This is a genomic window from Variovorax sp. FG153, assembly GCF_057809595.1.
This window is the reverse complement of the sequence record NZ_JBMDKG010000056.1, coordinates 20,671-41,861: the sequence shown is the minus strand read 5'-3', so window position 1 is coordinate 41,861 and position 21,191 is coordinate 20,671. Positions and strand designations below refer to the sequence as shown.

Genomic DNA, 21,191 nt, shown 5'->3' with positions numbered 1-21,191 from the left:
GCCGCTCAGTCCCTCGACGTGCCGGCGAAGATCTCTTCGGCCGTCTTGCCGCCCTTGCGGCGGCTGGTGGCGGCCGGCGCATGTTCCTTCGGCGAGTCTTCCGAGGCGCCGTTCGGGAAAGGCCACGTACCGTCCCCCGCGGCCTGGCCCGCAGCTGCATCAGCCGATACGCCGGAACCACCGCCGCCGCCGGCAGCGTCGGCTTGCTCTTGGCCTTCGGAAGCGGCGGAGTTCTCGCCGTCGGCCGACGCGGCGAAGATGTCACCGGCCTCGGGCTGATCGCCCTGGGCGCCGGCCGGCTCCTGCGGTTGCGGGGTGTCGGGCTTGCCGGCGCGGTAGCCCTTCTTCGCCGGCACGATCTCGCCGGGCGCGAGCAGCTTCACGTAGATCTCGCCCTCCGAGGCCAGGCCGGACAGCTCGCCGTAGAGGTCGTTGTCCTGGAGCTCCTCGCCGTTGTACTGCAGCGTGCCGCCCACCTTCACCGAGCCGCCCTCGTTGATCTCGTAGTGCAGGTTCGAGAGCACGACGTCGGTGAGGTCGAGGTGTTCGCCCTCGGTGCCCCAGTCCCAGATGAAGCGGTAGCCGCGCCACTTCTCGCCGCGCGCGAAGGCATAGCTGGTCGGCAGCCGCGGGTGGCGAATGTTCGGCAGCGGAATCAGCACGTCGGGCAGCGGCTGCTGCCCGTCCTTGAGCGCCTTGTTGAAGTAGTGGTGCTCGCGCAGGCCGGCCTCGATGAGGTCGAGCAGCGTGTTCTCGCCGGTGAGCGACCAGGCGAGGTCGATCGCTCGGACCTTCTCGTCGCCGTGCAGCTCGCGGCGCGGGTTCGCGTTGGTGATCAGGATCTTCGTGACTTCGGTGAGCTGAAACATGCGGTTGGCTCCGGTACGGGTTGAAAAGAAAGAGGGCGCCGCTCGCGCGGGCCGGCCGGGAATGGAGGAGGGAGGGAGGAGGAGGGAGCCCGGCCGGCTGGAATCGCCCTGGAAAGGGGTGTCAGAACGGGATTTCGTCGTCGAGCTCGGGCTCGGGCCGCTTCAGCAGCGTGCAGGCCTCGACCGGCGCGTCAGCGGTGCGCCGCATCTCGATCGCGTGGAGCACGTAGAACGACTTTCCCGGGTACACCGAGGCGAGCCGCTCCGCTTCGTGGGCCGCGGCCTTGGCGCTGTGGTGCTCGTAGCGAGGGGGACGTTCTCCCTCGGGACTCCACACCAGCCAGAATTCGAGGCGTTCCACGATCAGGCCTTCGCGGACGCGGGGAACTTGTCGAACGGCAGCTGCTTGACGTGCGAGCCGAAGAACTTGCCCTTCGACTCGGCGGCCATGAAGTCGGCGTGGAGCTTCGCTTCGCAGTTGGGATAGTGGTAGATGTTCCCGGGGCCGCGCGTGAAGGTCACCGCCAGCGTCTTGCGCGCTGCGTCGTAGCCGATCGCTGCGACCTGGTTCGATTGCACTGCCGTCAGCGGAATGGCGACGTACTCTTTTTCGGTGAAGGCGGCCGGGGCCGCATAGGTCTTGGGCATAGTTGAGCTCCAGTAGTTGCGGGGAATCAGGCCGCCTGCTTGGCCTGGATGGACTGCACGTGGGCCACGATGGCGGCCAACATGTGTGCGAAGTCGGTCTGGTGGTAGCGCGGTGCGCTGCGCTCACGACCGGCAGGTTCGAAGCCCAGGCCGCGGAGGCCCGCTTCGGTGGTGGTGAAGTGCACCAGCTGCTCGTTGATGGCACCGATGCTCAGCGTGGGCGCGCTGGCGGGAGCGGCTGCCGTGCGCACGGGCATGGGGATAACGGTGGGCGCAGGTGCAGCGGCGGGGCCGCTACTGGGCGTTGCCGACAGCGGCGTGACAGCGGCGGAGGCAGTACTTGGCGTCGGCGTGGGCGGCGTAGCAGCGGCTGCAGCTTGTGCGGCCTGTTCGCGGGCGATGCGCTGGCGCTCGGCTTCTTGCTCGCGCTCGATGCGCGCGGCCTCTTCCTTGCGGATGCGCTCGCGGTCGGCGTCGATGCGCGCCTGCTCCTTGGCCTGGTGCTCGCTGATGCGCGCTGTCACCAGCGAGATCAGGTCTTCGGGCGCCTTCTGAACAATGGCCTGGGTATCGGGGAACAGAAACACGTGCTCGGCGGCGCGGGCTCGCAGCACTTCGAGGTTCACCTGGATGCGATCGGCCGTGGCGCTCGCCGCGATTTTTGCGTTGGCCAGCGCGGTGTCGACCGCGTTCTGCATGCTGTCGAACGATCGCATGCCCTTGATGGCTCCGCCGAAGTCGACGGGAACATTCGGCATGTAGGGCTTGCCCAAGCGTGCGTTGAGCGATGCGATGTGGTCGGCCAAGCCCTTGACGCCGCCTGCGACGATCTCGCCCTTGCGCGCCAGCTTGCGGGCCTCGACCAGCTTGTTCAGTTCGAGCCGCGTGGCGCGCGCTTCTTCGGTGATGGCGTCGATGGTCTTGAACAGCTTGTCGATGCTCTCGGTCTGGCTGAGCGCATGCTCCTTCGCGGCTTTGAGGCGCGTCTCGACATCGCCGCACCACGTGACGGTCTTCGCTGCGTTGGCGAAGTCCTGGTCGGTCTGCAGGTTGCGGTTGATGCCGGCGAATACAGCCAGCGCGTGCTCGCGGTACTGCTCGAGGTTGCTGTCCGTCACCTCGCCGGTGACTTCGATGCGCAGCGCGGGCAGCGTCTCGGGCGTGCGGCCCACGGCCTCGACGACAGGTTCGGTCGGCTCGTAGGTGGTCAGGTCGTGCTCGAACTGGGCCCAGCCGGCACGCAGGCGCTCGAACCAGACCGGATCCGGCAGCACCCAGACGAACACCATCTTCTCGGGCGTGCCGTCGGACACCACGAAGATGAGCTTCTCGGCGCCCGTCACCATCAGGATCTGCTGGCACTGCGGCATGTGCTCATCGGAAACTTCGCCCGCAGCGACCAGCGCGGCCAGCGTTTCGTTCCACTGCTTGTGTTCGAAGGCAATGCGGTCGTCGTAGGTCAGGCCGTCACAGGAGGCCGAAGGCTTGCCGTCCGAGCAGGTGACCTGGTAGAGCTCTTCGCCGATCAGCTGCTCGATGTGCGGTCGCGCCAGCGCCTCGACCTCGTGGCCGTGGTCGAGCACGTTGACCTGCAGCCACTCGCAAAACGTCTTCGCGATGCCCGTCTTCTTCATGCGCAGCAGATCGTTGCGCGTGGTCTTCTTCGACAGGCCCAGCATGGCCGCGGCCTCGCTGGCGCCGAAGTGCTGCAGGCGGAACAGGTCCCAGGCTTCGGTGCCCTGCACCAGGTCGTGTGTTTGCTTCATGGTGACGGTCCTTCAGGCGTTGAGTTCGGCGCGGCGCTTGTCGTAGAGCGCGTGGAGTTCGGTGCGATGGGTGGCGTCGGCTACGGCCTTGATGAGGTCGGCGGCGACGTTGAGAGCGTCTTCGTCGGCAGCCTTGCTCAGCTGGTCAGCGATCTGCGCGTAGGTAGGGCCGGTGGTGCGAGGCGACTGGTGGATCGCGCGCTTCTGCTCGTCGGTGAGCGGGTGCTTGGTCTGCGCCATCGCGATGATTTGGTCCGGCGTCTTGCGGCCGGCGGCGATCACCTCGCGCCACTTCGGGAGGTTGGCGTCGAATTGGGCTGGCGGGTACGTGGCAGGTGCGGCCGGCGGGGGCGGCGGCGCTCCTGCGCCGTCGTCATCGCCCGCACCACGGCCGTCGTCGTCGGCATCGTCCTTCGTGGCCAAGCCGGTCGCGGCCAGCAGCGTGTAGCGCTGCAGGTAGGTGATGGTCGAGGCGACCTGCTGGATGCCGTTCTTCTTGCCGCTGTTGTCAGGCGCGCCGTCGAGCGACACCGACTCGCTATGACCCAGTCGATGCGTGATCGTGCAGATGACCACGATGCGGCCGCCGCCCTGCTGCAGGTCCCAGCGATGCGAGAGCCCGTGGCGCGCCATGGCCGGCACCACCACATCGGTGATGTGTGACAGCTCAGCGTGCTTGTAGCCGACGAAGCCGCCTTCCTTCGTTTCGTAGCCGACCTTCTTGCGCTTGAAGATCTCGAGCGGCTCGGCCTTGAAGTCGGCCATGGCCTTCACGAAAGCCTTACGCGCCTCGTTGGCCTCCCAGCGCTCCTGCAGCTTCATGGCGCTTTCGACCAAGTCGAGCGACGCGCCGCGACCGAGCGCTGTGAGCATCATCCCGAAGGGCGACGATTCGGGCATGTTGGAGGCCAGTGCGCCACCTTGCTGCATAGCCGGGACTGGCGCTGCGGCGGAGCGGCTGATGGTTTCGAGTTCGAGCACCTCGTGCTCGGAGGTGGTGGTGGCGTTCACAGGTGCGGGACCTTTCAACGGATGAAGAAGTGGAGGAGGAGCCCGGCCACTGCGATGCAGCCGGCGGCGACGTAGAAGGCGCGGCGCGCCAGGGTGAGGAGGGCGTCGATCGCTGCGTAGGGCTGCGCGATCGGCTCGGGCGTGTCCGAGGGGAACGCGGCGGCGCGCTGGCCGCGCGTGTTGTCGACGGCTATGCGAACAGCCATGGCGTGAACCTTTCGGCGAGGAGGAGGGCGACAACGAAGGCGCCTGCTGCGGCGCTGGTGATGACCACGGCGCGCTCGGCCAGCGGCATGCGCGCGGCCGTGCCCATCGGCACGATCACGGCGGTGCTGCTGCGCTGCGCGCCCTGCAGCTGTTCGAGGCAGCGCGCGGTGGCGCGGTCGGTGTCGTGCGTGGCATCGACGGTGCCGACGAACTGCCGCGGCGCGGTAAGGCGGTGCGCGTTCATGCCGTGGCCGCCTTCCTGTCCTGGATGCGGATGGTCAGAACAGCGATGGCATGGCACACGGCCTTCGCCTGCACGCTGTTGATCACCAAGCTGTCGCGCAGGTCGCGCAGCACGGCGAGCGCTTCTTCGTCGGTGAGGAACGGCGCGTTCATGCCGTACCCCGTCCGAACTTGATGCAGTCATTGTCGTGCTCGCCCAGCCAGTCGCCGCAGTGCGGGCAGCGCGACGAAGTCGACGCCGGTGCAGCCGTAGCCTGCGAATTCCCGGTGGCCTTGGCGATGACGGCGCGCGCGTGCGTCACGTCCGCGGTGCGCACGGTGATCGTGATCGTCTCGTCTGAGCTGTTGCGCGCGACGAAGGGCTGCAGCGCGGCGACGAGCGCGCGGCGCTCAGCGAGAGCATCGATCTGGTCTGCGACCATCCAGGGCAGGCCGCCCGAGGCCTTCGCCTCGAGGACTTCCACGGGCACGCCAGCACAGGCATTCCAGCAGGCGGCGAGGCGGCGCGCATTGGCTTCCTGCTCGTGCACGAAAGAGTTGTGGCGAAGGCCGAGGCCGCAGTGGAAGATCGCCTCGTCGCGAAAGCCGGTGTTGATCGTTCCCATCAACGAGGCGTGCTTCATCACGCCGTCGGTGTTCTTGGTGTCGCTCACGATCCCAACTCCAGGTCGAGTTGCGCGAAGTGCAGGGCGAACAGCCGCGCCGCGGCATCGCCATCCACCGTCTGCACGCTGATCGCGGCCTTCACCGCCGCCGCCAGCACGTGCATGCTGTCGAAGAGGAAGTGCGGGCCGTTCACAGCGCACCACCGTGGCGGAGGTCCAGCTCGAGCGCGCTGCGCTGCTGGTCCTGCTGCAGGAGGCCGGTGTCCTTGGCGGCCGCGTAGGCGCTGTCGAAAGCCGCGAGCTGCTCCTCGGAGAACTCGAAGGCGTCGGGGTGGCGCTTGACCTCGGCGCGCTCGCGGCGCGCGTCACGGCGCCGCGACAGGTTGGACTGCGTGAAGCGGCTCATCACGCGGCCACCGGCTCTTTGGCGATGTAGCAGCCGTTGACCACTTCCATGTGGTCGCGCAGCCCCAGCTCGTCCATCACGGTGACCAGTTCACCGAGGGTCTTCTTCGTCGCCGAGCGCATCACGCATGCCAGCGTGGCGGCGGCGTAGTGCGGTGCCGATTGGGCGGTGTTCACCGCCTTCTGCACCTCTCGTTGCTCTGCCTTGTTCATGCCCATCTCCTTGTCGATGGGATTTATTGAACCACAGTTCAAAAGCAAATACAACTAGAGTTCAGATTATTTTTAACCGTGGTTCATTTTGGCCCGGCTAGCTGGGCCGACTCCGTGGCTCGCGTCGTGCGTTGACGTCTGACGGTCGCTGGCTCTGCATCGGTCGAAGATCGCGCCATGCAGCCCCTCCGTCACCTAGCCGTCACCGTCATCCAGTCCGCCGACAAGGCCTACCGCTGGCGCGTGGCCGAGCTCACGCCCGATGGGAAGTGGTTCACGCTCGATGAGCAGCAGGGAGGCGAGAAGACTTACAGCGCGGCCATGGCGGCCGGCCTGGTGCAGCTACAGGGGATGGTCGAAAACCTGGCGGTCGGGCCGCGCGAGGAGGATCCGGACGCGCCCCCTCCAAAGCGGAAGGGCGGGCTGTTCGGGTTTGGGTTCGGCGTGCCGCGGTCGTAAAAAAGCCCGCGCGCGGCGGGCTTCGACAAGCAAACTCTGGCTACATGCCGAACTTCTTGAGCAAGGCCGGCAGCAGTTGCGCCAGGAGGATGGCGCTGACCACCCACATGATGATGCTGTTCTTCGCATCCGTTAGATCGGCCTTAGTTGCGTAGTGCTTGATGAACTCGTCTTGCTTGGCCTCGATGCGAATGAGCCGCTCACGGGTCTCCCGGGCGGCATCTTCGAGGGCTTTGACACGGGGTTCCATGTCGTCATTATCCGGCGGCTTCGGTCCTCCTGTGCCACCTTCTCGGCTGGCCCGTTGCACACGGCTACGAGCTTCATCGATGTTCGATATCGAGCTCACGGCTACAAATTCCAAATGCGCACGAGCTTCTTTAACGACTCTGCGGCCTCGTTCATATCCGAGGAATATTTTTCCTGCTCACTCCATTCCAGTTTGGAAATTAATTTCCCCATGGCGGAATGAAGGGAAAAAATGGCTGACGCCATTGCCAGTTGAGCTTCAGTCGGAGAACTATTTTCCTGCATTTTTTATTAGCGTGGAACGCCCCATTAGGGTTTGTGTTGCATCGGCGCTTGTTTAGGCTAGAGGCTCACACACATCACAAAGGATAGGTAATGGACCAAAGTCGTGCCGCACCACACGCGGACAAGTCAAAATCGCTGCGCGAACGTGCGGAAATGCTGGTCCGCCTCTCCGAGCAGACCGGATTGCCCTTGGACAAATCCGGATCTTTTGCCCTCAACGAAGCAATCGAAGCAGTCCAGCGCGAGAAGGCTGCTTCACTCTAGTGGCAAGCCCGCATTCCTTGCAATCGTGGCAAGCATCCGTCTGCGTTGCGATGCTGCTGTATTGAGTGCCTCCGCAGCCGCTTCTAGCCGCTCATTGAGCCTTGTTACCGTATGGGGGTCTATCGGTTCGTTATCTTCAGGGTCAAGCGTTACGATCAAGACATTTCGGTTTCCCTGAAACGATAGGCTCCCGTACTCAAGTTGCTGAAGCAGCTCAGGTGAAAGGTCTTCATCGAGGTTAAATGCAACCTGATCATTGCTGACGGTTTGTTCGCTATTAACAGAAACAATTTTCACAGTCTTCTCCTTAATTGCAGTTATAGGTGTTGCCGGCCCGCACGCAGAGGTGTCCATCGGGGCCGAGGAGGTTTCCGCCGGCGACCCGGTTGTAGCGGATGCCGTTCGTGTCCCAGCAGCCGGCGCGATCGCACGATGCCAGCTGGGGCGCCGCTTGGCGCGCGGCCTCCGCGGCGGCGCGGCGACGCGCAGCATCGAGTGCCAGTTCGGCTCGGCGTCGGTCTTCCTCCGCACGGATGGTGTTTGTCCCGCCGGGCCCGTCGGGGCCGTTGTTGATGATCCCGCCGCCGAAATCTCCGCGCGCGCCGCTTGTCGGTTCCTGGATGATCCTCGAGGCGTTCTCGATGCTCCGCATGTTCCGTTCGCGCCCGTAGACCTCGTTCTCCCAGCGCCGGTCGGTGGCATCGGCGCCGAGCACGCGCGCCGCACTCTTCGCGCTGGTCGGGCAGGGCTGATCGCTGAAGGAGGTCTTGCCGGCGGCGTCGACGCAGCGATGCACCTGGGCATGCGAAGTCAGCGTCAGGCCGAGAAGTAGCAAGGTCAAACAGTTCTTGGATGTCATGGCAGCTCTCCGGAATCAGCCGTCGTCTGAATCCCGGCTACGCTGACGTGCCCGATCGGCTGCGGCGTTCAGTCGATCTAGCATCGCTCGATCCGCTGCGTTCAAGCTGAGGTCCTGCAGGTGACGAATGGCTCGATCAAACTCGTTCCAATGCGTGAGTTCTCGCTGATCGAGCTTCTTGATGTCCGCCTTAATCGAAAAGGCGTACGCCACCGCAAAGATGGCAACGATGATGGCGAGAACCTCCATGTCGCGCTCCTAGTCCTCTAAAGGCCGCCTTCTCCGGCAACGTGCACCACCCGCCCGATGATTCGCACTAGCTCGACGGTATCCGCGCTCAGCTCGATTGCCGGGTAGGTGTCGTTGTCGGACTTGATTTTCAGCCCTCCACCAGGCAGCCGATACAGGCGCTTCACGCGCTCGCCGCCGTCGTACCAGAGTGCGTAGACCTTCCCGTCGATGACCGTTGTCTGCGACGTGTCGACCACCAGCGCGTCGCCCCTGTGAATTCGATCCTCCATGGAGTCGCCGTCGGCGACCATCGAGGCGAGCTTTTTGGGCTTCAGCTGCTTCTTGCGGATCCAATCTGCGCGAAAGGCCTGCGGCTGCTTGTCCACGAACTCAATCTCCACTTGCTCGTGGCCAGGCCCGGCTGAAAGTTTTATATTCAACCTTGGGATCAGGACGAACTCGCCTGCTGGTAGATCGTCCTCGTGCTCCCACGCGAGCACCGGCTGCATAGACGGTGGCGGCGAGTCCATGGGGGCAGGTTGCGGCGCCGCGGCCAGCCCCGCAGCCGGCGGGGTCATCTCTCCGATGCCTTCACTCAGCCAGTCGCTGGAGACCCCAAGGAATTCAGCAATTTTCCTGTTGTTCGGCGCGGCCTGGCTCTTGGTCTTGCCGTCGTAGACCTTTTTGAGGGCTTGGTAGCTCAGCCCTGTAGCGGCAGCAACGGCGCTCACCGTGCTGCCTGCATGCTTCAGCGCCGCCTGAAATCGTTCGGAAAGTTCAACCATCGTTGTGATCGTCTCATGACGAAGGTGAACCGAGGTTGTGTTTTGCATTGAACTGTAGTTCAATGTCGGAATGCTGAAGTCAAAAGCCATTGAACTGCTGGGCGGCACTACCGCCTCCGCCGCCGCCGCCATCGGCGTGACCTACCAAGCTGTCGACAAGTGGCCAGAGGATCTCCCACCTCGCATAGAGGACCGCGTCCTCGCGGCGCTTGCCCGGAAGCACCTGTCGCCCGAACTCCGCGGCGAACGTGCAGCCGCCGACGACTCCACCCAGCAGGCGGCCTGAGATGCGCAGCACCCAGAAGAAGGGCCCGCGCACGCGCGCCGTGAAGCTGATGCATGCGGCGCGGCCGGACGGCAATGTGATGCGCGCAGCAGCGCGCGCCCAACTGGCGCTGGAATCTGCGCGGCTACTCGAGGCGATGTACTCGGCCGGTGCCGCCTCTACCACCGTCGCCGTAATGGACGCGATGTGGCGGAACGCCCAGCGCCGCGAGCCGCCGGAGCCGGAGCCCTCGATCCAGAGCAACACCCAGAAGCCGCGCCCTGGTGGTGGATTTAGTTCTCGCTCTCCCAAGGGAACATCTTCTTCCGAAGCGCGCGAACAGCTTCTGGGTCTTGATGGTCCGCTGCATCTTGCAATGAGCGCACAAACGCTCGCAGGTAGTCCTTGGCAACGTCCGGCAGTGCCTTCCCGGTGTCCCCATTCTCCAGATGCGCGTTCAGAAAGTGATCGAGCAGGAACTGGCAGTCCGCATGGCGGGGGTGCGTCGAAATGATCGCCATCAGCGCAATCATCAATCCCCGGCGCTCGATCCGCAGCGTCGACACATCGTTTCGCAGTACTCGCAGGTCTTCCTCGAGCTTCGCGATTCGCTCTTCCATGTTGTTCGCCCCTCGCGGGGTCCTTGTTGTGGTGACTGGGATTCTGCCCCGCGAGGGCGCGGACACCTCGGAGGTCTGACCCGTGTTCGACCTCATCAACCAGCTTCCCGTCGGTGTGCAGGCCCTGTTCTTCGTCGGCGCACTGGTGATCGGCGCCTGCACCGGCGGCCTCTATCTCGATGACGTCGCTCGCCGGCGCCGCGCCCGCGACGCGGCGCTGCTCGGCGTGAAGGCGCTCGAGCAGCTCAAGCGCTAGGTCACCGATATGCACCCAGCCATCCGTGTCTTTTCTGACGTGTCCGTCGCTCGCGCTGCTTGCCAGCGGGGTGCCTCCCAAGGCATCGGCAAAGGCGTTCGGGCACGTCAGAAAGGGCATGTTTTTCGGGTTCGACATGCCTTCAGTTTTGTCCCGTGCCAACGGGTCATTCAACAGGTAATCCCATTTGATTTCTTCATAGAGGCACCTATGGAACAGCTGCAGCTCGCGCTGCTGGGGAGGCTCGACGCGCCAAGCGTCGTGGACCCGAGATTGATCGCCAAATGCACCACCTACCGCGACGCCGTGAAGCTCTGCTGGGAGCTGCGCCGCGTGCGCAACATGACGAAGTCGCAGCTCGCCGAGCGCGCCGGCCTCTACGCGCCGCACGTCACCACCTACCTGCGCGACAGCAAGCGCCAGCGCGATCTGCCCGGCTGGGCCGTGCGCGGCTTCGAGTGGGCCTGCGGCAATACCGCCATCTCCCAGTGGCACAACGTCGGCGCGAAGCTGGCGGTGGTCGAGGAGATGTCCTTCCTGCGGGCCGCGGCATGAGCGCCAGCGGCCAGCTCCTGGCGCTGCTGCGCGCCATCCACGAGCACGCGCCGCTCGACGGCACCGGTGTCAGTTACACCCAGATGTCGGCGATCACCGGCATCCCGTACCGGCTGCTGATGGCGAAGACGTCGCACCTGAAGGCGCGCGGGCTGATCGAGCGTGCGAACCCCGACGCTCCGAACCGCGATCAGGCTTTCTTCCTCGCCACTGCCGCCGGCCGCGCGCTGCTGACGCCGCCTGCCGCCGAGCCAATCACGGGTGAAACGATGGTGGCCGCCGCGATTCGCGCGCGGCCGGCGCTCGCGACTGTGTGGGGAGCGGCGTGATGGAGTACTCGGAGTTCCTCCGTTCCAAGGTCCAGGTCGCGCAGTCGCTGGGCTTCGAGATCGCCGACAGCGACGTGAATCCGCTGCTGGCACCGTTCCAGCGCGCGACTGTGCGCTGGGCCGTGGCCGGCGGGCGCCGCGCCATCTTCAAGCGCTTCGGCCTCGGCAAGACGTTCGACCAGATCGAGATCGTGCGCATCGTGCGCAACCGAGCCGGCGGCATGGGCCTGATCGTGCTGCCGCTGGGCGTGCGCCAGGAATTTCTGATCGACGCCCGCAAGCTCGCCACCGGCGACGACCCGAAGTTCTCGGACGCGCAGCGCGCCGAGCTCGCGGCATGGCAGGCCGCGGGCCCGGGCCGCGTTCCAAAGCTGAAGTTCGTCCGCTCAATCGATGAGTGCGACGACCCCGAGGGCGTCTACATCACGAACTACGAGACGGTACGCGACGGGAAGCTCGACCCCGAGAACTTCACCGTGACCAGCCTCGACGAGGCCGACTGCCTGCGCGGCTTCGGCGGCAGCAAGACCTTCCGCGAGTTCATGGCGCTGTTCGCTGGCGATGACCGGCGCAACATGCACCGCCGCGTGCGCCGCGGTGGCGTGCCCTACCGCTTCGTCGCCACGGCGACGCCGAGCCCGAACGAGTACGTCGAGCTGCTGGCGTACTGCGCCTACCTCGGCGTGATGGACGTGGGCCAGGCCAAGACGCGCTTCTTCAAGCGCAACAGCGAGAAAGCCGACCAGCTCACGATCCACCCGCACAAGGAACGCGAGTTCTGGCTGTGGATGGCGAGCTGGGCGCTCTTCGTGCAGCTGCCGTCGGACCTCGACCCCAGCTTCTCCGACGAGGGCTATGTACTCCCCGAGCTCGATGTGCGCTGGCACGAGATCCCGAGCGACCACAGCGAGGCCGGCGCCGACTCGCGCGGCCAGGGCTTGATGTTCAAGCACCAGGCCATCGGCGTCGTCGATGCCGCGCGCGAGAAGCGCGACAGCCTTCCGGCCCGGCTGGCCAAGCTGCAGGAGATCCGCGCCGAGGACCCCGCGGCGCACCGCGTGATCTGGCACGACCTCGAGGCCGAGCGCCATGCGATCGAGCGCGCCATGCCGGAGGTGGTCACCGTCTACGGCTCGCAGGAGCTGGAGGAGCGCGAGGCCTCGGTCATCGCGTTCGCGAACGGCCAGATCCGCGAGCTCGCGGGCAAGCCCGTGATGCTTGGCGCCGGCTGCAATTTCCAGCGGCATTGCCACTGGGAGGTGTTCCTCGGCATCGGCCACAAATTTAAAGACTTCATCCAGGCGATTCACCGCGTGCAGCGCTTCCTGCAGGAGCACACGGTGCGCGTCGACCTGATCTACACGGAAGCCGAGCGGGAGGTTCGCCGCAACCTCGAGCGGAAGTGGCAACAAGACATCGAGCTGAGGCAAAAGATGAGCGAGATCATTCGCACCTACGGGCTGTCGCGCATTGCGATGGCCCAGACCCTGGCGCGCGCGATGGGCGTGCCCCGCGTGGAAGTGCAGGGCCCGGGCTACACGCTGGTCAACGAGGACTGCGTGCAGGAGACCCGCCGCATGCCATCCGACAGCGTCGGCCTGATCCTGACCTCGATCCCGTTCTCGACGCAGTATGAGTACTCGCCGAACTACGCGGACTTCGGGCACACCGACACCAACGAGCACTTCTTCGAGCAGATGGACTTCCTGGTGCCCGAGCTGCTGCGCGTGCTGCAGCCGGGCCGGGTGGCGGCGATCCACGTCAAGAACCGGATCGTGCCCAGCGGCATGGTTCCCGGCGTCGGGTTCCAGACCGAGTACCCCTTCGACCTCGACACCGTGGCGTGCTTCCGCCGGCACGGCTTCCACTTCGTCGGCCGCAAGACCATCGTGACCGACGTCGTGCGCGAGAACTCGCAGACCTACCGCCTGGGCTGGACCGAGCAGTGCAAGGACGGCTCCCGCATGGGCTTCGGCATGAACGAGTACCTGCTGCTGTTTCGAAAGGCCCCGACGGACGCCAGCCGCGGCTACGCCGACGTGCCGGTGGTGAAGGACAAGGCGAAGTACTCTCGCGCGCGCTGGCAGGTCGACGCGCACGGCTTCACGCGCTCGAGCGGCGATCGTCTGCTGCAGCCCGAGGACATGGTTGGCATGCCGGCTGACCAGATCTTCAAGCTGTTCAAGGCGCATTCCCTGCGCGAGGTCTTCGACTTCGAGCACGACGTGCGTCTCGGCGAGGCCCTCGCCGCCAAGGGCATGCTGCCGCCGTCTTTCATGCTGCTGCAGCCGCAGTCCTGGCACGACGACGTCTGGACCGACATCACGCGCATGCTGACCCTGAACAGCGCGCAGTCGGCGGCCGGGCGCGAGATGCACCTGTGCCCGATGCAGTTCGACATCGCGGACCGCGCAATCACCCAGTACTCGAATGCCGGCGACGAGGTCTACGACCCCTTCGGCGGCTTGATGACGGTGCCGTACCGCGCCCTGAAGCTCGGCCGGCGCGGTCGCGGGTGCGAGCTCAGCCCCAGCTACTTCGCCGATGGCGTGCTGTTCTGCGAGTCGATGGCCCGCGAGCTCAGCACGCCCAGCCTGTTCGACCTCGAGGAGCTCGCGGCATGACACCGGTCCAGGTCAAGATCCTGCGCCGATGCGAGCACATGATCCAGGCCGAGGGCCTGGGCATCGAGATCTGCATGCTGCTGGGCGACCGGCCCGGCGCGCAGCGCCACCGCCGCGAGATGGAAGCACTGATCGCGGCGCGCGGCGCCGCAATCCAGCAGGCCGAGGAGGAGGGCGACAGCTACTTCGCCGCCGCCGGCGCCGCCGCGCGCATACAGGCCGAGGCCAGGGAGGTCGTGGGTGGCTGAGAGCTGGATCAAGATGCGCGCCAGCTTGCTGACCAATCCGAAGGTCATTCGAACAGCGCGGGCGCTGCTCGAGGACGCCGCGTTTCAGGACTGGTTCGGCATCACGCTGCGTCACGCTCCGTCACGCGACGCGTCACGCAACGTCACGGACCGTCACGAAATGGGCGTGACTCATATCGCCGATTTCGTCACGGACCGTCACGCTCAGCGTCACGCGATTGACGTGACGATCGTTACGCGGATCGTTGTCGGAGCATCCGTTCCACTGTGGTCGCAGGCGAATGATTGCGCTGGCGAAGACGGCGTGCTTGACGGTGCCAGCCTGTTCGAGATCGACACGATGTCGGGCGTTCCTGGCCTGGGGAGGGCGATGCAGTCGGTGGGCTGGATTGAGCTTCTTCCCAATGAAAGTGGCGTCCGATTTATCAACTTCGATGAGCACAACACGGTCGGCGAGGCACGTTCCACCGGCGCGAAGACCCCGGCCCAACGGCAGGCCGAACGCCGCAAGAGGCTCAAGGAGCAGGCCGCTCTCGACGGCTCCGAAGGCGTCACGGAACGTCACGTGACAGAGCGTGACGGAAAGCGTGACGCGTCACGTGACACCGTCACCACAGAGAAGAGAAGAGTAGAGAAGAAAAGAAGAGGAGCTAAAGCTCCTTTGTCGGCAGACAACCTGCCGACGTGGATGACCGGGCTCGTCTCGCTGTACCACGAGGTGCTGCCCGAGCTGCCCGGTGTCCGGGTCATGGACAAGGGCCGCGACCAGGCGCTGCGCGACTTCCGCGACTGGGTGCTGACCTCGAAGCGGCAAGACGGCACGCCGCGTGCGACGAACGACACCGAGGTGCTGGACTGGGCCCGCGAGTACTTCGGCCGCGCCCGCAACAACGACTTCATCATGGGTCGCGGCCCGCGCTCGCCCGACCATCAGAACTGGCGCTGCAGCATCGAGTACCTGCTGTCGAGCCGCGGCATGAAGAAGGTCATCGAGGAAACGGCGGATCAGCCATGAACGACCGCACCGACGATCGCCTCTTCACGCCGATCCAGCTCTCGAGCCCGGAATCGGAAGGGCCGCTGCTCGGCGCGCTGCTGCTCGACAACGGGGCCTGGGACCGCGTCGGCGATCTCCTCGCCGAAGCCGATTTCTTCTCGCACGCCAACCGGCTTGTCTTCGGCGCCATCTCGGCCCTGATCGGCTCCTGCAAGCCGGCGGACGTCTTCACGGTGTTCGACCAGCTGCAGCGGGCCGGAAAGGCGGACGACGCCGGCGGGCTGGCCTACCTGCACAGCCTCGCGCAGTACATGCCGGGCCCGGCGAGCGTGCGCCGCTATGCCGAGATCGTGCGCGATCTCGCACTGCGCCGCCGGCTCATGGCGGCCAGCAGCTCCATCGTCGAGTTGGCGCACCAGCGCCACGTCGGCTTCGAGGAGACGCTGGAGCAGTCGACTGCGCTGCTGACGCAGCTCTTCGGCGCGCAGGGGGACGACGACTGGCAGGCGATCGGCTCGGGCGTCACGCAATTCCTCGATCGCGTCACGGCGCAGGCCGACGGGTCCGCTCCGGAAGAATGCATTGCGACCGGACTCGGCGATCTGGATGCCCGACTCGACGGCGGGATGCGCGACGGCGAGCTGATCGTGATCGGCGCGCGGCCCGGGATGGGAAAGAGCGCGTTGGCGCTGACGATCGGGTTGACGGTCGGGCTCAACACCGGCCGCACGGTGGGCATGTTCTCGATGGAGATGCCCAAGCGCCAGGTCGTGGCGCGCGCTATGTCGCAGCTCGCGCGCATTCACCTCAGTCGCATCAAGCGCGGCGAGCGCCTGAAGGACTACGACTGGCCGCAACTCACCGGCGCCGCGGAACTGCTGGCCAAAGCGAATTTCCACGTCAGCGACCGCGGCGGCCTCAACATCAACCAGGTCCGCGCGTCGGCGCGGGGCCTGCTGCGCCGCAACGGCCGCATGGGCGCGCTGATCGTCGACTACCTCGGCCTGATGAGCGGCACCGATCCGAAGATGCCCCGCGTCTACCAGATCGAGGAGGCCACGAAGGGGCTGAAGAGCCTGGCCAAGGAGCTCGGCTGCCCGGTCCTGCTGCTGTGCCAGCTCAACCGCGCCGTCGAGCAGCGCATCGACCAAATGCCGGTCCTCTCGGACCTCCGCGATTCCGGAAGCATCGAGCAGGACGCCGACGTCGTGATGTTCGTGCACCGGCCCTACGCGGCCAAGCCGGGCCTCGATGACGAATGGAAGTACTACGCCAAGGTCTCCGTCGCGAAGCTGCGCGACGGTGAGCCCGGCGTCATCGACCTCATGTACGTCGGCGAGAACACCCGGTTCCAGGACTGGCCCGCCGAGACCCCTATCCCCACCAGTCAAGTGCGCGTCGCGCGCACATCGAAAGGAGACCTGTGATTCTTCAATTCCACGTGCCGGGCCAGCCCTACGGCAAGGGCCGCCCGCGCATCGGCAAGGTCGGCGGCCACGCCCGCATGTTCACGCCCGAGAAGACCGTCAACTACGAGAACCTCGTCAAGTACTCGGCGCAGCAGGCCATGGCCGGCGTGCCTCTGATCGAGGGGGCCTGCGACGTCAAGCTGCGCATCGACTGCCAGATCCCGGCGAGCTGGTCGCAGAAGAAGCAGCGCGCCGCGGCCGCCGGCGAGATCCGACCGACCAGCAAGCCCGACGCCGACAACGTCATCAAGGCCGTCTTCGACGCGATGAACGGGGTGGTGTGGAAAGACGACGTCCAGGTGGTCGACATCGCAGTGTCGAAGTTCTACAGCCTGGCGCCCGGCGTCGGCGTGCGCGTCGAGCTGCTCGGCGCCGCGCCAGCTGTCCAGGGCGACCTGCTGGGAGCGGCGGCGTGAGGATCATCAGCCGGGGCGAAGTGCCCGATCTCAAACCGATCCGGTTCGATTGCACCCATTGCAAGACCGTTTTCGAGGCCACACGCCAAGAGGCGAAGCGCGTCTCTGACCTGCGGAATGGCGATTACTGGGAGGTGCGCTGCCCCGTGTGCACGCGCCAAGTCACGAAGGTGCTGCGCTCGTGATTCAGCTCGCACTCGCATTCTTCGGGCTCAGCGCCATGTGGATGGCGATGGGCAAGAGCGCGCGGGCCAGGAAATGGGCTCCGCTCGTCGGACTTTGCGGTCAGCCTTTCTGGCTGGCCTTTGCCGTGCAGACCAGCGCATGGGGCCTGCTGGCCCTGTCGCTCGCGTACAGCTTGGTCTATGTGCGCGGCGCTTGGCTGCAATGGAGGAACGCATGAACGCTTTCGAGTGGCGCGGCCAGCCTGCGCAAATCAAGGTCGAGGACACCAGCGCTCGGCGGCACAAAGGGGGCAAACGCGGGTTGCTTGCCTCTCCGCTCAGCTCAAGTTGGAGCCGAGCAGTTGCGCAGTGCGATCTGCAGGGCAGGGTGCTGCGCACATATCCGAGCATTCAGTCTGCAGCGCGCGATCTTCGCGTGCGGCCGGACCATATCGGCCGGTGTATCGATGGAAAGATGAGCAGTGCTGGAGGATTCGTCTTCAAGGCGATGGCTCCGATGAAGGACCATCTATGACCAAACCCTCTGCCATCCTCATCATGAAGGCTCAGCCGCTCGAGGCCTGGAGCGAGCGCGACCTGTCCGTGGTGCGCCGCTTTATCTTCGACGGCATCCGCGGGCTCAACGCACAACACGAGGCCCGCTGGCGCCGGCTCTGGGGCCGGATCTGGAAGGCCGAGCCCGGCCAGGTCTTCCAGCTCGACAACGTGGTCGAGCGCTCGGGCCCGTTCCACCGCATGCACATGGGCATGGAGCAGCGGCTGTTCGAGAGCCAGGAACGCTGGGGCCAGATGGAGCCCTTCCGGAACTGGCTGAAGACCGGGGCAGGGTGGGGCGAGTACCAGCGCCACGACGGCGGCCCCATGAAGTTCGTGCCGCGCAGCACAGCCTACGAGCACTGCAGCGACGACGAGATGCGCGAGGTCCACGAGGCGATGGTGGCGTTCCTGCGCACCGGCTACGCGCTGCGCCGGCTCTGGCCGCACCTCCCCGATCCGAAGCGACACGAGATGCTCGAGACTGTGCTGGCCGACCGCCGCGAGGGAGCGACGGCATGAAGGCGCGCACGATCGCGCGCCGCGCGCCGCACCAGCATCGCGATTCTGATCGCGTCCGCTCCACGCCGGTACCGACGGCCGCCTTCCGGATGCCGGCGGCGATCGGCGCCGCGCCGGCGCCCGCGCGTCCGAAGACGAAGCGGGCCAGGAACCCGCACCTTCTGGCGATGGTTCGCGGGCGGCCGTGCCTGCTGCTGGTGCCGGGAATCTGCGTTGGCGGCACCGACACCACCGTACCGTGCCACAGCAACCTCATCCGGCACGGCAAGGGCCTGGCCCGCAAGGCCAACGATCAATACCACGTGCCCGGCTGCGTGGCTTGCCATCGGTGGCTTGACCAAGGCCCGGCGCCTGCCGAGACGAAGCTGGCCACCTTCATGCGCGCGCACGCCGACCAAGTGCTGCACTGGCGCGCGGTGCTGGCCGACATGTCGCTGCCGCAGCGCGACCGCGATGCCGTGCGCTGGGCCCTCGACCTCCTCAACGCGACCCCCGTGGTCCTGTTCACGCCATGAGCGCCGCCCTCACACCCAAGCAGGCCGACGTGCTCGCGTTCATGCGCGAGTTCTTCGCCGAGAACGACCAACTGCCGGCCGGACCGGAGATCGCGCGCCATTTCGGCTTCCGAAGCACGAACGCCAGCTTCGAGTACCTCGTCGCGCTGGAGAAGAAGGGCTGCATCGAGCGCAACGCCGTCGGCCGGTACCGGTTCACCAGGAGCACGCCGTGCAGCGACGCCGGAACCCAGGGCTGAGCCTCTTCGAGCGCGCCATGATCGAGAAGGAGTGGCACGCCACCACCGTCACGGCGCGCATCCACGCGCTGATCGGCGACAGCAGCGAGGGCATGGTCAACGCTGCCGGCCGCGTCTTCTTCGTGGTGCTGGGCGCCGCGGTGGCCGAGCACAGCGATGCCGAGGCGCCTGACCTCCGCATCATCCGGGGCGCCGTCAATGCCGTCTTCGACCAGGCCGGCAGCCCGACCATCCCCGCCGCGCGGCGCGCCTCGATCGACAGCGGGCTGCGCGCGGCCGAGCGCCTGGTGCCGACCTTCGCGCGCCGCAGCCTCACCGATTCCGCGTGCGAGCTCGAGCTGAAGCTGCGCGGCCACCACGTCCACATGAGCGACTTCGCCGCGGTGTTGGCGAACCTCGCGCCCCAACACGCCACTCCCACCACCGGAGCCCGATGAACCAGAAGCCACCACCGCCGCAGCGCCGCAACGTCGGCGAGCTGGTCTACCAGACCATCCTGGACCTGCACAACGCCGGCCGGGTCGCGACGCGCCCCGTCGTCAAGGAGATGACGGGCCAGAGCTACAGCGTGGTCGATGACCACGTGAAGCGGATGCTCGAGGACGGCCGGCTGCGCCGTGTCGCGCCCGGAGTCTTCGAACCGGTCGAGGACCTGCCGCCGGCGCAAGCCATCTCGCTGACCGTGCTGCCCAACGGCATGGCCAAGCTCGAAGTCGGCGACGTCTGCCTCGACCTCAATCCTTCCGACCAGCGCCGCATCGGCTCGCTGTTCCGTGGCAGCGCCGAAGAGCTGGCCGGCCTGCAGAACGCGCGCGAGCTCGCCGACAGCGTGGCGGAACTGCGCCGGCACCAGGTCGCGGCCGCGGCGCGCGAGAAGGACCGCGACGACGTCCTGCGCAAGCTGCAGGGCATCCCCGAGCAGACCGAGATCACCTTCACATAACCGGCCGCGAGGCCACAACCCCGGGCTCCGGCCCACTTCAACCAGGAGAAGACCATGAACCTCAACCACCCCCACGGCCTCGCGGTAGGCCGTGCCATCCCCGCCGGCGCCGAACAGCCGCGCGAGCGCGAGATTCCCGACCTGCTCGGCCAGCTGATGGGCGCCGCGGAATCCGCGTCGACGTCGCTCGACATGCTGGTTAAGCGCATCGACCCCGTGCTGCGCTCGGCGAGCCCAACAGCGGGCGATACCGGAAGCCAGATGGCCGCCTACACCGGCCTCGGCAGTCAGCTCTACAACGTGCTGCAGCGCGTGCGAGGCCTAGACGCGTTGGCCCAGGACGCCCTCGGCCGCCTCGAGCTGCCCTGAGGGCTGGCACCCCAGTAGGGATTGGGCGTGCGGCAGGGCAGCAAGAAGATTCCGGCCTGTCAACACATCGAGGCCACCATGACCACCACCGTCCACATCGCCATCACCGGCAACAAGCAGGTCACCGTCGAGACCCAGTCTGGCGTGACGCTCCTGCAGCCCGGCGCGCACCATTCCTTCTTGGTCCACGGCCGCGGCGAGATCAAGGTCAGCGAACACGGCGAGTTCGTGACCGCGCCCGAGCTGCCGCTGGTGCGCCCGCACGAGCCCACCGCCAGCGCCTGATCACCGGCAGGGTCCGCCGCGCGTGCACCGTGCGGTGGCTAAGCGGGCGCGCCCGACCTGGCCGGTGACCGGCACCATTCTTCCCCGCCATGGCAAGGGGTTCCCGCCGGTAGCCGCGGCACCACTTCGGAGGTTTCCCCCCATGGCTCACGCCCGATCGTCCCGCTCCATCGCCTTCCTCATCGCCGGCTGCATGCTGGCCGTGGCCGGCGCCTGTTCCACCGCGTTCCACCAGGTGCATCGCATCGTGGTCGCTGCGCGCGACTTCGCGATCGAGGCCGCGCGCGCCGTGGTCGAGAAGTTCGAGCAGCCGGCGCTGCGCCTGACCGCCCGCCCGGTCGAGCTGGTGCAGGCCTGCGCCCACGCCCTGAGCCTGGCCAAGCGCGAGCGCCCCCGCTTCATGCCGGGCTGGCGCATGTGCCCGTCGATCTGATCAACCCTGAAGGGAAAGCCGCTGCCGCAAGAGCAGCGCCGGAGGCAACCGGCAACCATGAAGCATGCGGCTTGCCATCGGGGGATCCTGGTGGAGCGCACAGGCCGCATCCTTGATGGTGATCCGGGTTCGAATCCCGGCTGTCGTGCCAACGCGCGGCGGGCCAAGGAGCTGCAGCAGGCCTCTCCCATCAACCATTGCGAGACAAGCGCAGCGCTGCTCCTCCACGCCTAGGTCGGACTGATGGCCCGAATAGGCAGCGCCAGCGGACCCTCCATTTCGCGCGCC

Annotated in this window: 40 protein-coding genes; 21 read left to right on the top strand and 19 right to left on the bottom strand. The window is 66.3% G+C overall.

Annotation, left to right across the window (positions count from 1 at the left end; genetic code table 11):
• Window positions 1-5: 5 nt before the first annotated feature.
• The 12 genes from ACODT0_RS36635 to ACODT0_RS36580 form a co-directional block, all read right to left on the bottom strand.
• Window positions 6-869 (bottom strand): hypothetical protein, encoded by an 864-nt coding sequence (locus tag ACODT0_RS36635; protein ID WP_489043533.1) that lies wholly within the window; start codon window positions 867-869, stop codon window positions 6-8.
• Between the two features lie 121 nt (window positions 870-990).
• Window positions 991-1,230, bottom strand: a complete 240-nt coding sequence (locus ACODT0_RS36630; RefSeq protein WP_489043532.1) for a hypothetical protein — start codon at window positions 1,228-1,230, stop codon at window positions 991-993.
• A gap of 2 nt (window positions 1,231-1,232) precedes the next feature.
• Window positions 1,233-1,517 carry a KTSC domain-containing protein gene (locus ACODT0_RS36625; protein ID WP_489043531.1) on the bottom strand — a complete coding sequence of 95 codons (285 nt, stop codon included), beginning with the start codon at window positions 1,515-1,517 and terminating at the stop codon, window positions 1,233-1,235.
• A 26-nt stretch (window positions 1,518-1,543) separates the two neighbouring features.
• Window positions 1,544-3,283 carry a YqaJ viral recombinase family protein gene (locus ACODT0_RS36620; protein WP_489043530.1) on the bottom strand — a complete coding sequence of 580 codons (1,740 nt, stop codon included), beginning with the start codon at window positions 3,281-3,283 and terminating at the stop codon, window positions 1,544-1,546.
• Between the two features lie 12 nt (window positions 3,284-3,295).
• Window positions 3,296-4,294: an ERF family protein gene (locus tag ACODT0_RS36615; RefSeq protein WP_489043529.1), complete on the bottom strand. Its 999-nt coding sequence runs from the start codon at window positions 4,292-4,294 to the stop codon at window positions 3,296-3,298.
• 14 nt (window positions 4,295-4,308) lie between these two features.
• Window positions 4,309-4,500: a hypothetical protein gene (locus tag ACODT0_RS36610; RefSeq protein WP_489043528.1), complete on the bottom strand. Its 192-nt coding sequence runs from the start codon at window positions 4,498-4,500 to the stop codon at window positions 4,309-4,311.
• Window positions 4,485-4,745 carry a hypothetical protein gene (locus ACODT0_RS36605; protein ID WP_489043527.1) on the bottom strand — a complete coding sequence of 87 codons (261 nt, stop codon included), beginning with the start codon at window positions 4,743-4,745 and terminating at the stop codon, window positions 4,485-4,487. Before ACODT0_RS36605 ends, ACODT0_RS36610 begins: the two co-directional genes overlap by 16 nt.
• On the bottom strand, window positions 4,742-4,897 hold the full coding sequence (locus ACODT0_RS36600; RefSeq protein WP_489043526.1) for a hypothetical protein: 156 nt from the start codon (window positions 4,895-4,897) through the stop codon (window positions 4,742-4,744). The genes ACODT0_RS36605 and ACODT0_RS36600 overlap by 4 nt, the downstream gene beginning before the upstream one ends.
• Window positions 4,894-5,397, bottom strand: a complete 504-nt coding sequence (locus ACODT0_RS36595) for a hypothetical protein (RefSeq protein WP_489043525.1) — start codon at window positions 5,395-5,397, stop codon at window positions 4,894-4,896. The genes ACODT0_RS36600 and ACODT0_RS36595 overlap by 4 nt, the downstream gene beginning before the upstream one ends.
• Complete coding sequence (locus tag ACODT0_RS36590; RefSeq protein ID WP_489043524.1) at window positions 5,394-5,543, bottom strand: hypothetical protein; 150 nt, start codon at window positions 5,541-5,543, stop codon at window positions 5,394-5,396. Before ACODT0_RS36590 ends, ACODT0_RS36595 begins: the two co-directional genes overlap by 4 nt.
• Window positions 5,540-5,755: a hypothetical protein gene (locus ACODT0_RS36585; RefSeq protein WP_489043523.1), complete on the bottom strand. Its 216-nt coding sequence runs from the start codon at window positions 5,753-5,755 to the stop codon at window positions 5,540-5,542. Before ACODT0_RS36585 ends, ACODT0_RS36590 begins: the two co-directional genes overlap by 4 nt.
• Entirely contained in the window at window positions 5,755-5,967 is a 213-nt protein-coding gene (locus tag ACODT0_RS36580; protein ID WP_489043522.1) for a hypothetical protein, read from the bottom strand. Before ACODT0_RS36580 ends, ACODT0_RS36585 begins: the two co-directional genes overlap by 1 nt.
• Window positions 5,968-6,144: 177 nt before the next feature.
• Here ACODT0_RS36580 and ACODT0_RS36575 point away from each other — a divergent pair, with 177 nt between their 5' ends.
• Complete coding sequence (locus ACODT0_RS36575; RefSeq protein ID WP_489043521.1) at window positions 6,145-6,426, top strand: hypothetical protein; 282 nt, start codon at window positions 6,145-6,147, stop codon at window positions 6,424-6,426.
• A gap of 40 nt (window positions 6,427-6,466) precedes the next feature.
• Here ACODT0_RS36575 and ACODT0_RS36570 read toward each other — a convergent pair whose 3' ends face one another.
• On the bottom strand, window positions 6,467-6,676 hold the full coding sequence (locus ACODT0_RS36570; RefSeq protein WP_489043520.1) for a hypothetical protein: 210 nt from the start codon (window positions 6,674-6,676) through the stop codon (window positions 6,467-6,469).
• 374 nt (window positions 6,677-7,050) lie between these two features.
• Between ACODT0_RS36570 and ACODT0_RS36565 the strand changes: the two genes are divergently transcribed.
• The gene (locus ACODT0_RS36565; RefSeq protein WP_489043519.1) at window positions 7,051-7,224 is read left to right on the top strand and encodes a hypothetical protein; all 174 of its coding nucleotides are present in this window, start codon (window positions 7,051-7,053) and stop codon (window positions 7,222-7,224) included.
• Here ACODT0_RS36565 and ACODT0_RS36560 read toward each other — a convergent pair.
• Genes ACODT0_RS36560 through ACODT0_RS36535 form a run of 6 tightly spaced genes read right to left on the bottom strand, consistent with a single transcriptional unit; the run spans window position 7,216 to window position 9,984 of the window.
• On the bottom strand, window positions 7,216-7,521 hold the full coding sequence (locus ACODT0_RS36560) for a hypothetical protein (protein WP_489043518.1): 306 nt from the start codon (window positions 7,519-7,521) through the stop codon (window positions 7,216-7,218). The two genes, ACODT0_RS36565 and ACODT0_RS36560, sit on opposite strands and share 9 nt — an antisense overlap.
• Window positions 7,522-7,531: 10 nt before the next feature.
• On the bottom strand, window positions 7,532-8,083 hold the full coding sequence (locus ACODT0_RS36555; RefSeq protein ID WP_489043517.1) for a DUF4124 domain-containing protein: 552 nt from the start codon (window positions 8,081-8,083) through the stop codon (window positions 7,532-7,534).
• 15 nt (window positions 8,084-8,098) lie between these two features.
• Complete coding sequence (locus ACODT0_RS36550; protein WP_489043516.1) at window positions 8,099-8,332, bottom strand: hypothetical protein; 234 nt, start codon at window positions 8,330-8,332, stop codon at window positions 8,099-8,101.
• 17 nt (window positions 8,333-8,349) lie between these two features.
• Window positions 8,350-9,189 carry a LexA family transcriptional regulator gene (locus ACODT0_RS36545; protein ID WP_489043515.1) on the bottom strand — a complete coding sequence of 280 codons (840 nt, stop codon included), beginning with the start codon at window positions 9,187-9,189 and terminating at the stop codon, window positions 8,350-8,352.
• Window positions 9,179-9,628, bottom strand: a complete 450-nt coding sequence (locus ACODT0_RS36540) for a hypothetical protein (RefSeq protein ID WP_489043514.1) — start codon at window positions 9,626-9,628, stop codon at window positions 9,179-9,181. The genes ACODT0_RS36545 and ACODT0_RS36540 overlap by 11 nt, the downstream gene beginning before the upstream one ends.
• 29 nt (window positions 9,629-9,657) lie before the next feature.
• Complete coding sequence (locus ACODT0_RS36535) at window positions 9,658-9,984, bottom strand: hypothetical protein (RefSeq protein ID WP_489043513.1); 327 nt, start codon at window positions 9,982-9,984, stop codon at window positions 9,658-9,660.
• A gap of 82 nt (window positions 9,985-10,066) precedes the next feature.
• Between ACODT0_RS36535 and ACODT0_RS36530 the strand changes: the two genes are divergently transcribed.
• The 19 genes from ACODT0_RS36530 to ACODT0_RS36440 all read left to right on the top strand — a co-directional run bounded on the left by ACODT0_RS36530 (window position 10,067) and on the right by ACODT0_RS36440 (window position 20,903).
• Window positions 10,067-10,240 carry a hypothetical protein gene (locus ACODT0_RS36530; protein ID WP_489043512.1) on the top strand — a complete coding sequence of 58 codons (174 nt, stop codon included), beginning with the start codon at window positions 10,067-10,069 and terminating at the stop codon, window positions 10,238-10,240.
• 210 nt (window positions 10,241-10,450) lie between these two features.
• Complete coding sequence (locus tag ACODT0_RS36525; RefSeq protein WP_203205727.1) at window positions 10,451-10,795, top strand: XRE family transcriptional regulator; 345 nt, start codon at window positions 10,451-10,453, stop codon at window positions 10,793-10,795.
• On the top strand, window positions 10,792-11,124 hold the full coding sequence (locus ACODT0_RS36520) for a hypothetical protein (RefSeq protein ID WP_489043511.1): 333 nt from the start codon (window positions 10,792-10,794) through the stop codon (window positions 11,122-11,124). The genes ACODT0_RS36525 and ACODT0_RS36520 overlap by 4 nt, the downstream gene beginning before the upstream one ends.
• Window positions 11,124-13,748, top strand: a complete 2,625-nt coding sequence (locus ACODT0_RS36515; protein ID WP_489043510.1) for a DNA methyltransferase — start codon at window positions 11,124-11,126, stop codon at window positions 13,746-13,748. Before ACODT0_RS36520 ends, ACODT0_RS36515 begins: the two co-directional genes overlap by 1 nt.
• Window positions 13,745-13,996: a hypothetical protein gene (locus ACODT0_RS36510; RefSeq protein ID WP_489043509.1), complete on the top strand. Its 252-nt coding sequence runs from the start codon at window positions 13,745-13,747 to the stop codon at window positions 13,994-13,996. The genes ACODT0_RS36515 and ACODT0_RS36510 overlap by 4 nt, the downstream gene beginning before the upstream one ends.
• Window positions 13,989-15,011: a hypothetical protein gene (locus ACODT0_RS36505; RefSeq protein ID WP_489043508.1), complete on the top strand. Its 1,023-nt coding sequence runs from the start codon at window positions 13,989-13,991 to the stop codon at window positions 15,009-15,011. Before ACODT0_RS36510 ends, ACODT0_RS36505 begins: the two co-directional genes overlap by 8 nt.
• Complete coding sequence (locus ACODT0_RS36500) at window positions 15,008-16,420, top strand: replicative DNA helicase (RefSeq protein WP_489043507.1); 1,413 nt, start codon at window positions 15,008-15,010, stop codon at window positions 16,418-16,420. Before ACODT0_RS36505 ends, ACODT0_RS36500 begins: the two co-directional genes overlap by 4 nt.
• Complete coding sequence (locus ACODT0_RS36495) at window positions 16,420-16,878, top strand: RusA family crossover junction endodeoxyribonuclease (RefSeq protein WP_489043556.1); 459 nt, start codon at window positions 16,420-16,422, stop codon at window positions 16,876-16,878. The genes ACODT0_RS36500 and ACODT0_RS36495 overlap by 1 nt, the downstream gene beginning before the upstream one ends.
• Window positions 16,875-17,063 carry a hypothetical protein gene (locus ACODT0_RS36490; protein ID WP_489043506.1) on the top strand — a complete coding sequence of 63 codons (189 nt, stop codon included), beginning with the start codon at window positions 16,875-16,877 and terminating at the stop codon, window positions 17,061-17,063. The genes ACODT0_RS36495 and ACODT0_RS36490 overlap by 4 nt, the downstream gene beginning before the upstream one ends.
• The gene (locus tag ACODT0_RS36485; protein ID WP_489043505.1) at window positions 17,060-17,281 is read left to right on the top strand and encodes a hypothetical protein; all 222 of its coding nucleotides are present in this window, start codon (window positions 17,060-17,062) and stop codon (window positions 17,279-17,281) included. Before ACODT0_RS36490 ends, ACODT0_RS36485 begins: the two co-directional genes overlap by 4 nt.
• The gene (locus ACODT0_RS36480; protein ID WP_489043504.1) at window positions 17,278-17,577 is read left to right on the top strand and encodes a hypothetical protein; all 300 of its coding nucleotides are present in this window, start codon (window positions 17,278-17,280) and stop codon (window positions 17,575-17,577) included. Before ACODT0_RS36485 ends, ACODT0_RS36480 begins: the two co-directional genes overlap by 4 nt.
• A complete protein-coding gene (locus tag ACODT0_RS36475) occupies window positions 17,574-18,119 on the top strand; it encodes a hypothetical protein (protein WP_489043503.1) in 546 nt (181 codons plus the stop codon). The genes ACODT0_RS36480 and ACODT0_RS36475 overlap by 4 nt, the downstream gene beginning before the upstream one ends.
• A complete protein-coding gene (locus ACODT0_RS36470; protein WP_489043502.1) occupies window positions 18,116-18,634 on the top strand; it encodes a nuclease domain-containing protein in 519 nt (172 codons plus the stop codon). The genes ACODT0_RS36475 and ACODT0_RS36470 overlap by 4 nt, the downstream gene beginning before the upstream one ends.
• The gene (locus ACODT0_RS36465) at window positions 18,631-18,873 is read left to right on the top strand and encodes a LexA family protein (RefSeq protein ID WP_489043501.1); all 243 of its coding nucleotides are present in this window, start codon (window positions 18,631-18,633) and stop codon (window positions 18,871-18,873) included. The genes ACODT0_RS36470 and ACODT0_RS36465 overlap by 4 nt, the downstream gene beginning before the upstream one ends.
• The gene (locus tag ACODT0_RS36460; RefSeq protein WP_489043500.1) at window positions 18,846-19,310 is read left to right on the top strand and encodes a hypothetical protein; all 465 of its coding nucleotides are present in this window, start codon (window positions 18,846-18,848) and stop codon (window positions 19,308-19,310) included. The genes ACODT0_RS36465 and ACODT0_RS36460 overlap by 28 nt, the downstream gene beginning before the upstream one ends.
• A complete protein-coding gene (locus tag ACODT0_RS36455) occupies window positions 19,307-19,816 on the top strand; it encodes a hypothetical protein (RefSeq protein ID WP_489043499.1) in 510 nt (169 codons plus the stop codon). The genes ACODT0_RS36460 and ACODT0_RS36455 overlap by 4 nt, the downstream gene beginning before the upstream one ends.
• 54 nt (window positions 19,817-19,870) lie before the next feature.
• Window positions 19,871-20,185, top strand: a complete 315-nt coding sequence (locus ACODT0_RS36450; protein ID WP_489043498.1) for a hypothetical protein — start codon at window positions 19,871-19,873, stop codon at window positions 20,183-20,185.
• A gap of 78 nt (window positions 20,186-20,263) precedes the next feature.
• Complete coding sequence (locus ACODT0_RS36445) at window positions 20,264-20,470, top strand: hypothetical protein (protein WP_489043497.1); 207 nt, start codon at window positions 20,264-20,266, stop codon at window positions 20,468-20,470.
• A 142-nt stretch (window positions 20,471-20,612) separates the two neighbouring features.
• Window positions 20,613-20,903, top strand: coding sequence for a hypothetical protein (locus ACODT0_RS36440; RefSeq protein ID WP_489043496.1), 291 nt, complete (start codon window positions 20,613-20,615; stop codon window positions 20,901-20,903).
• Window positions 20,904-21,191: the final 288 nt, after the last annotated feature.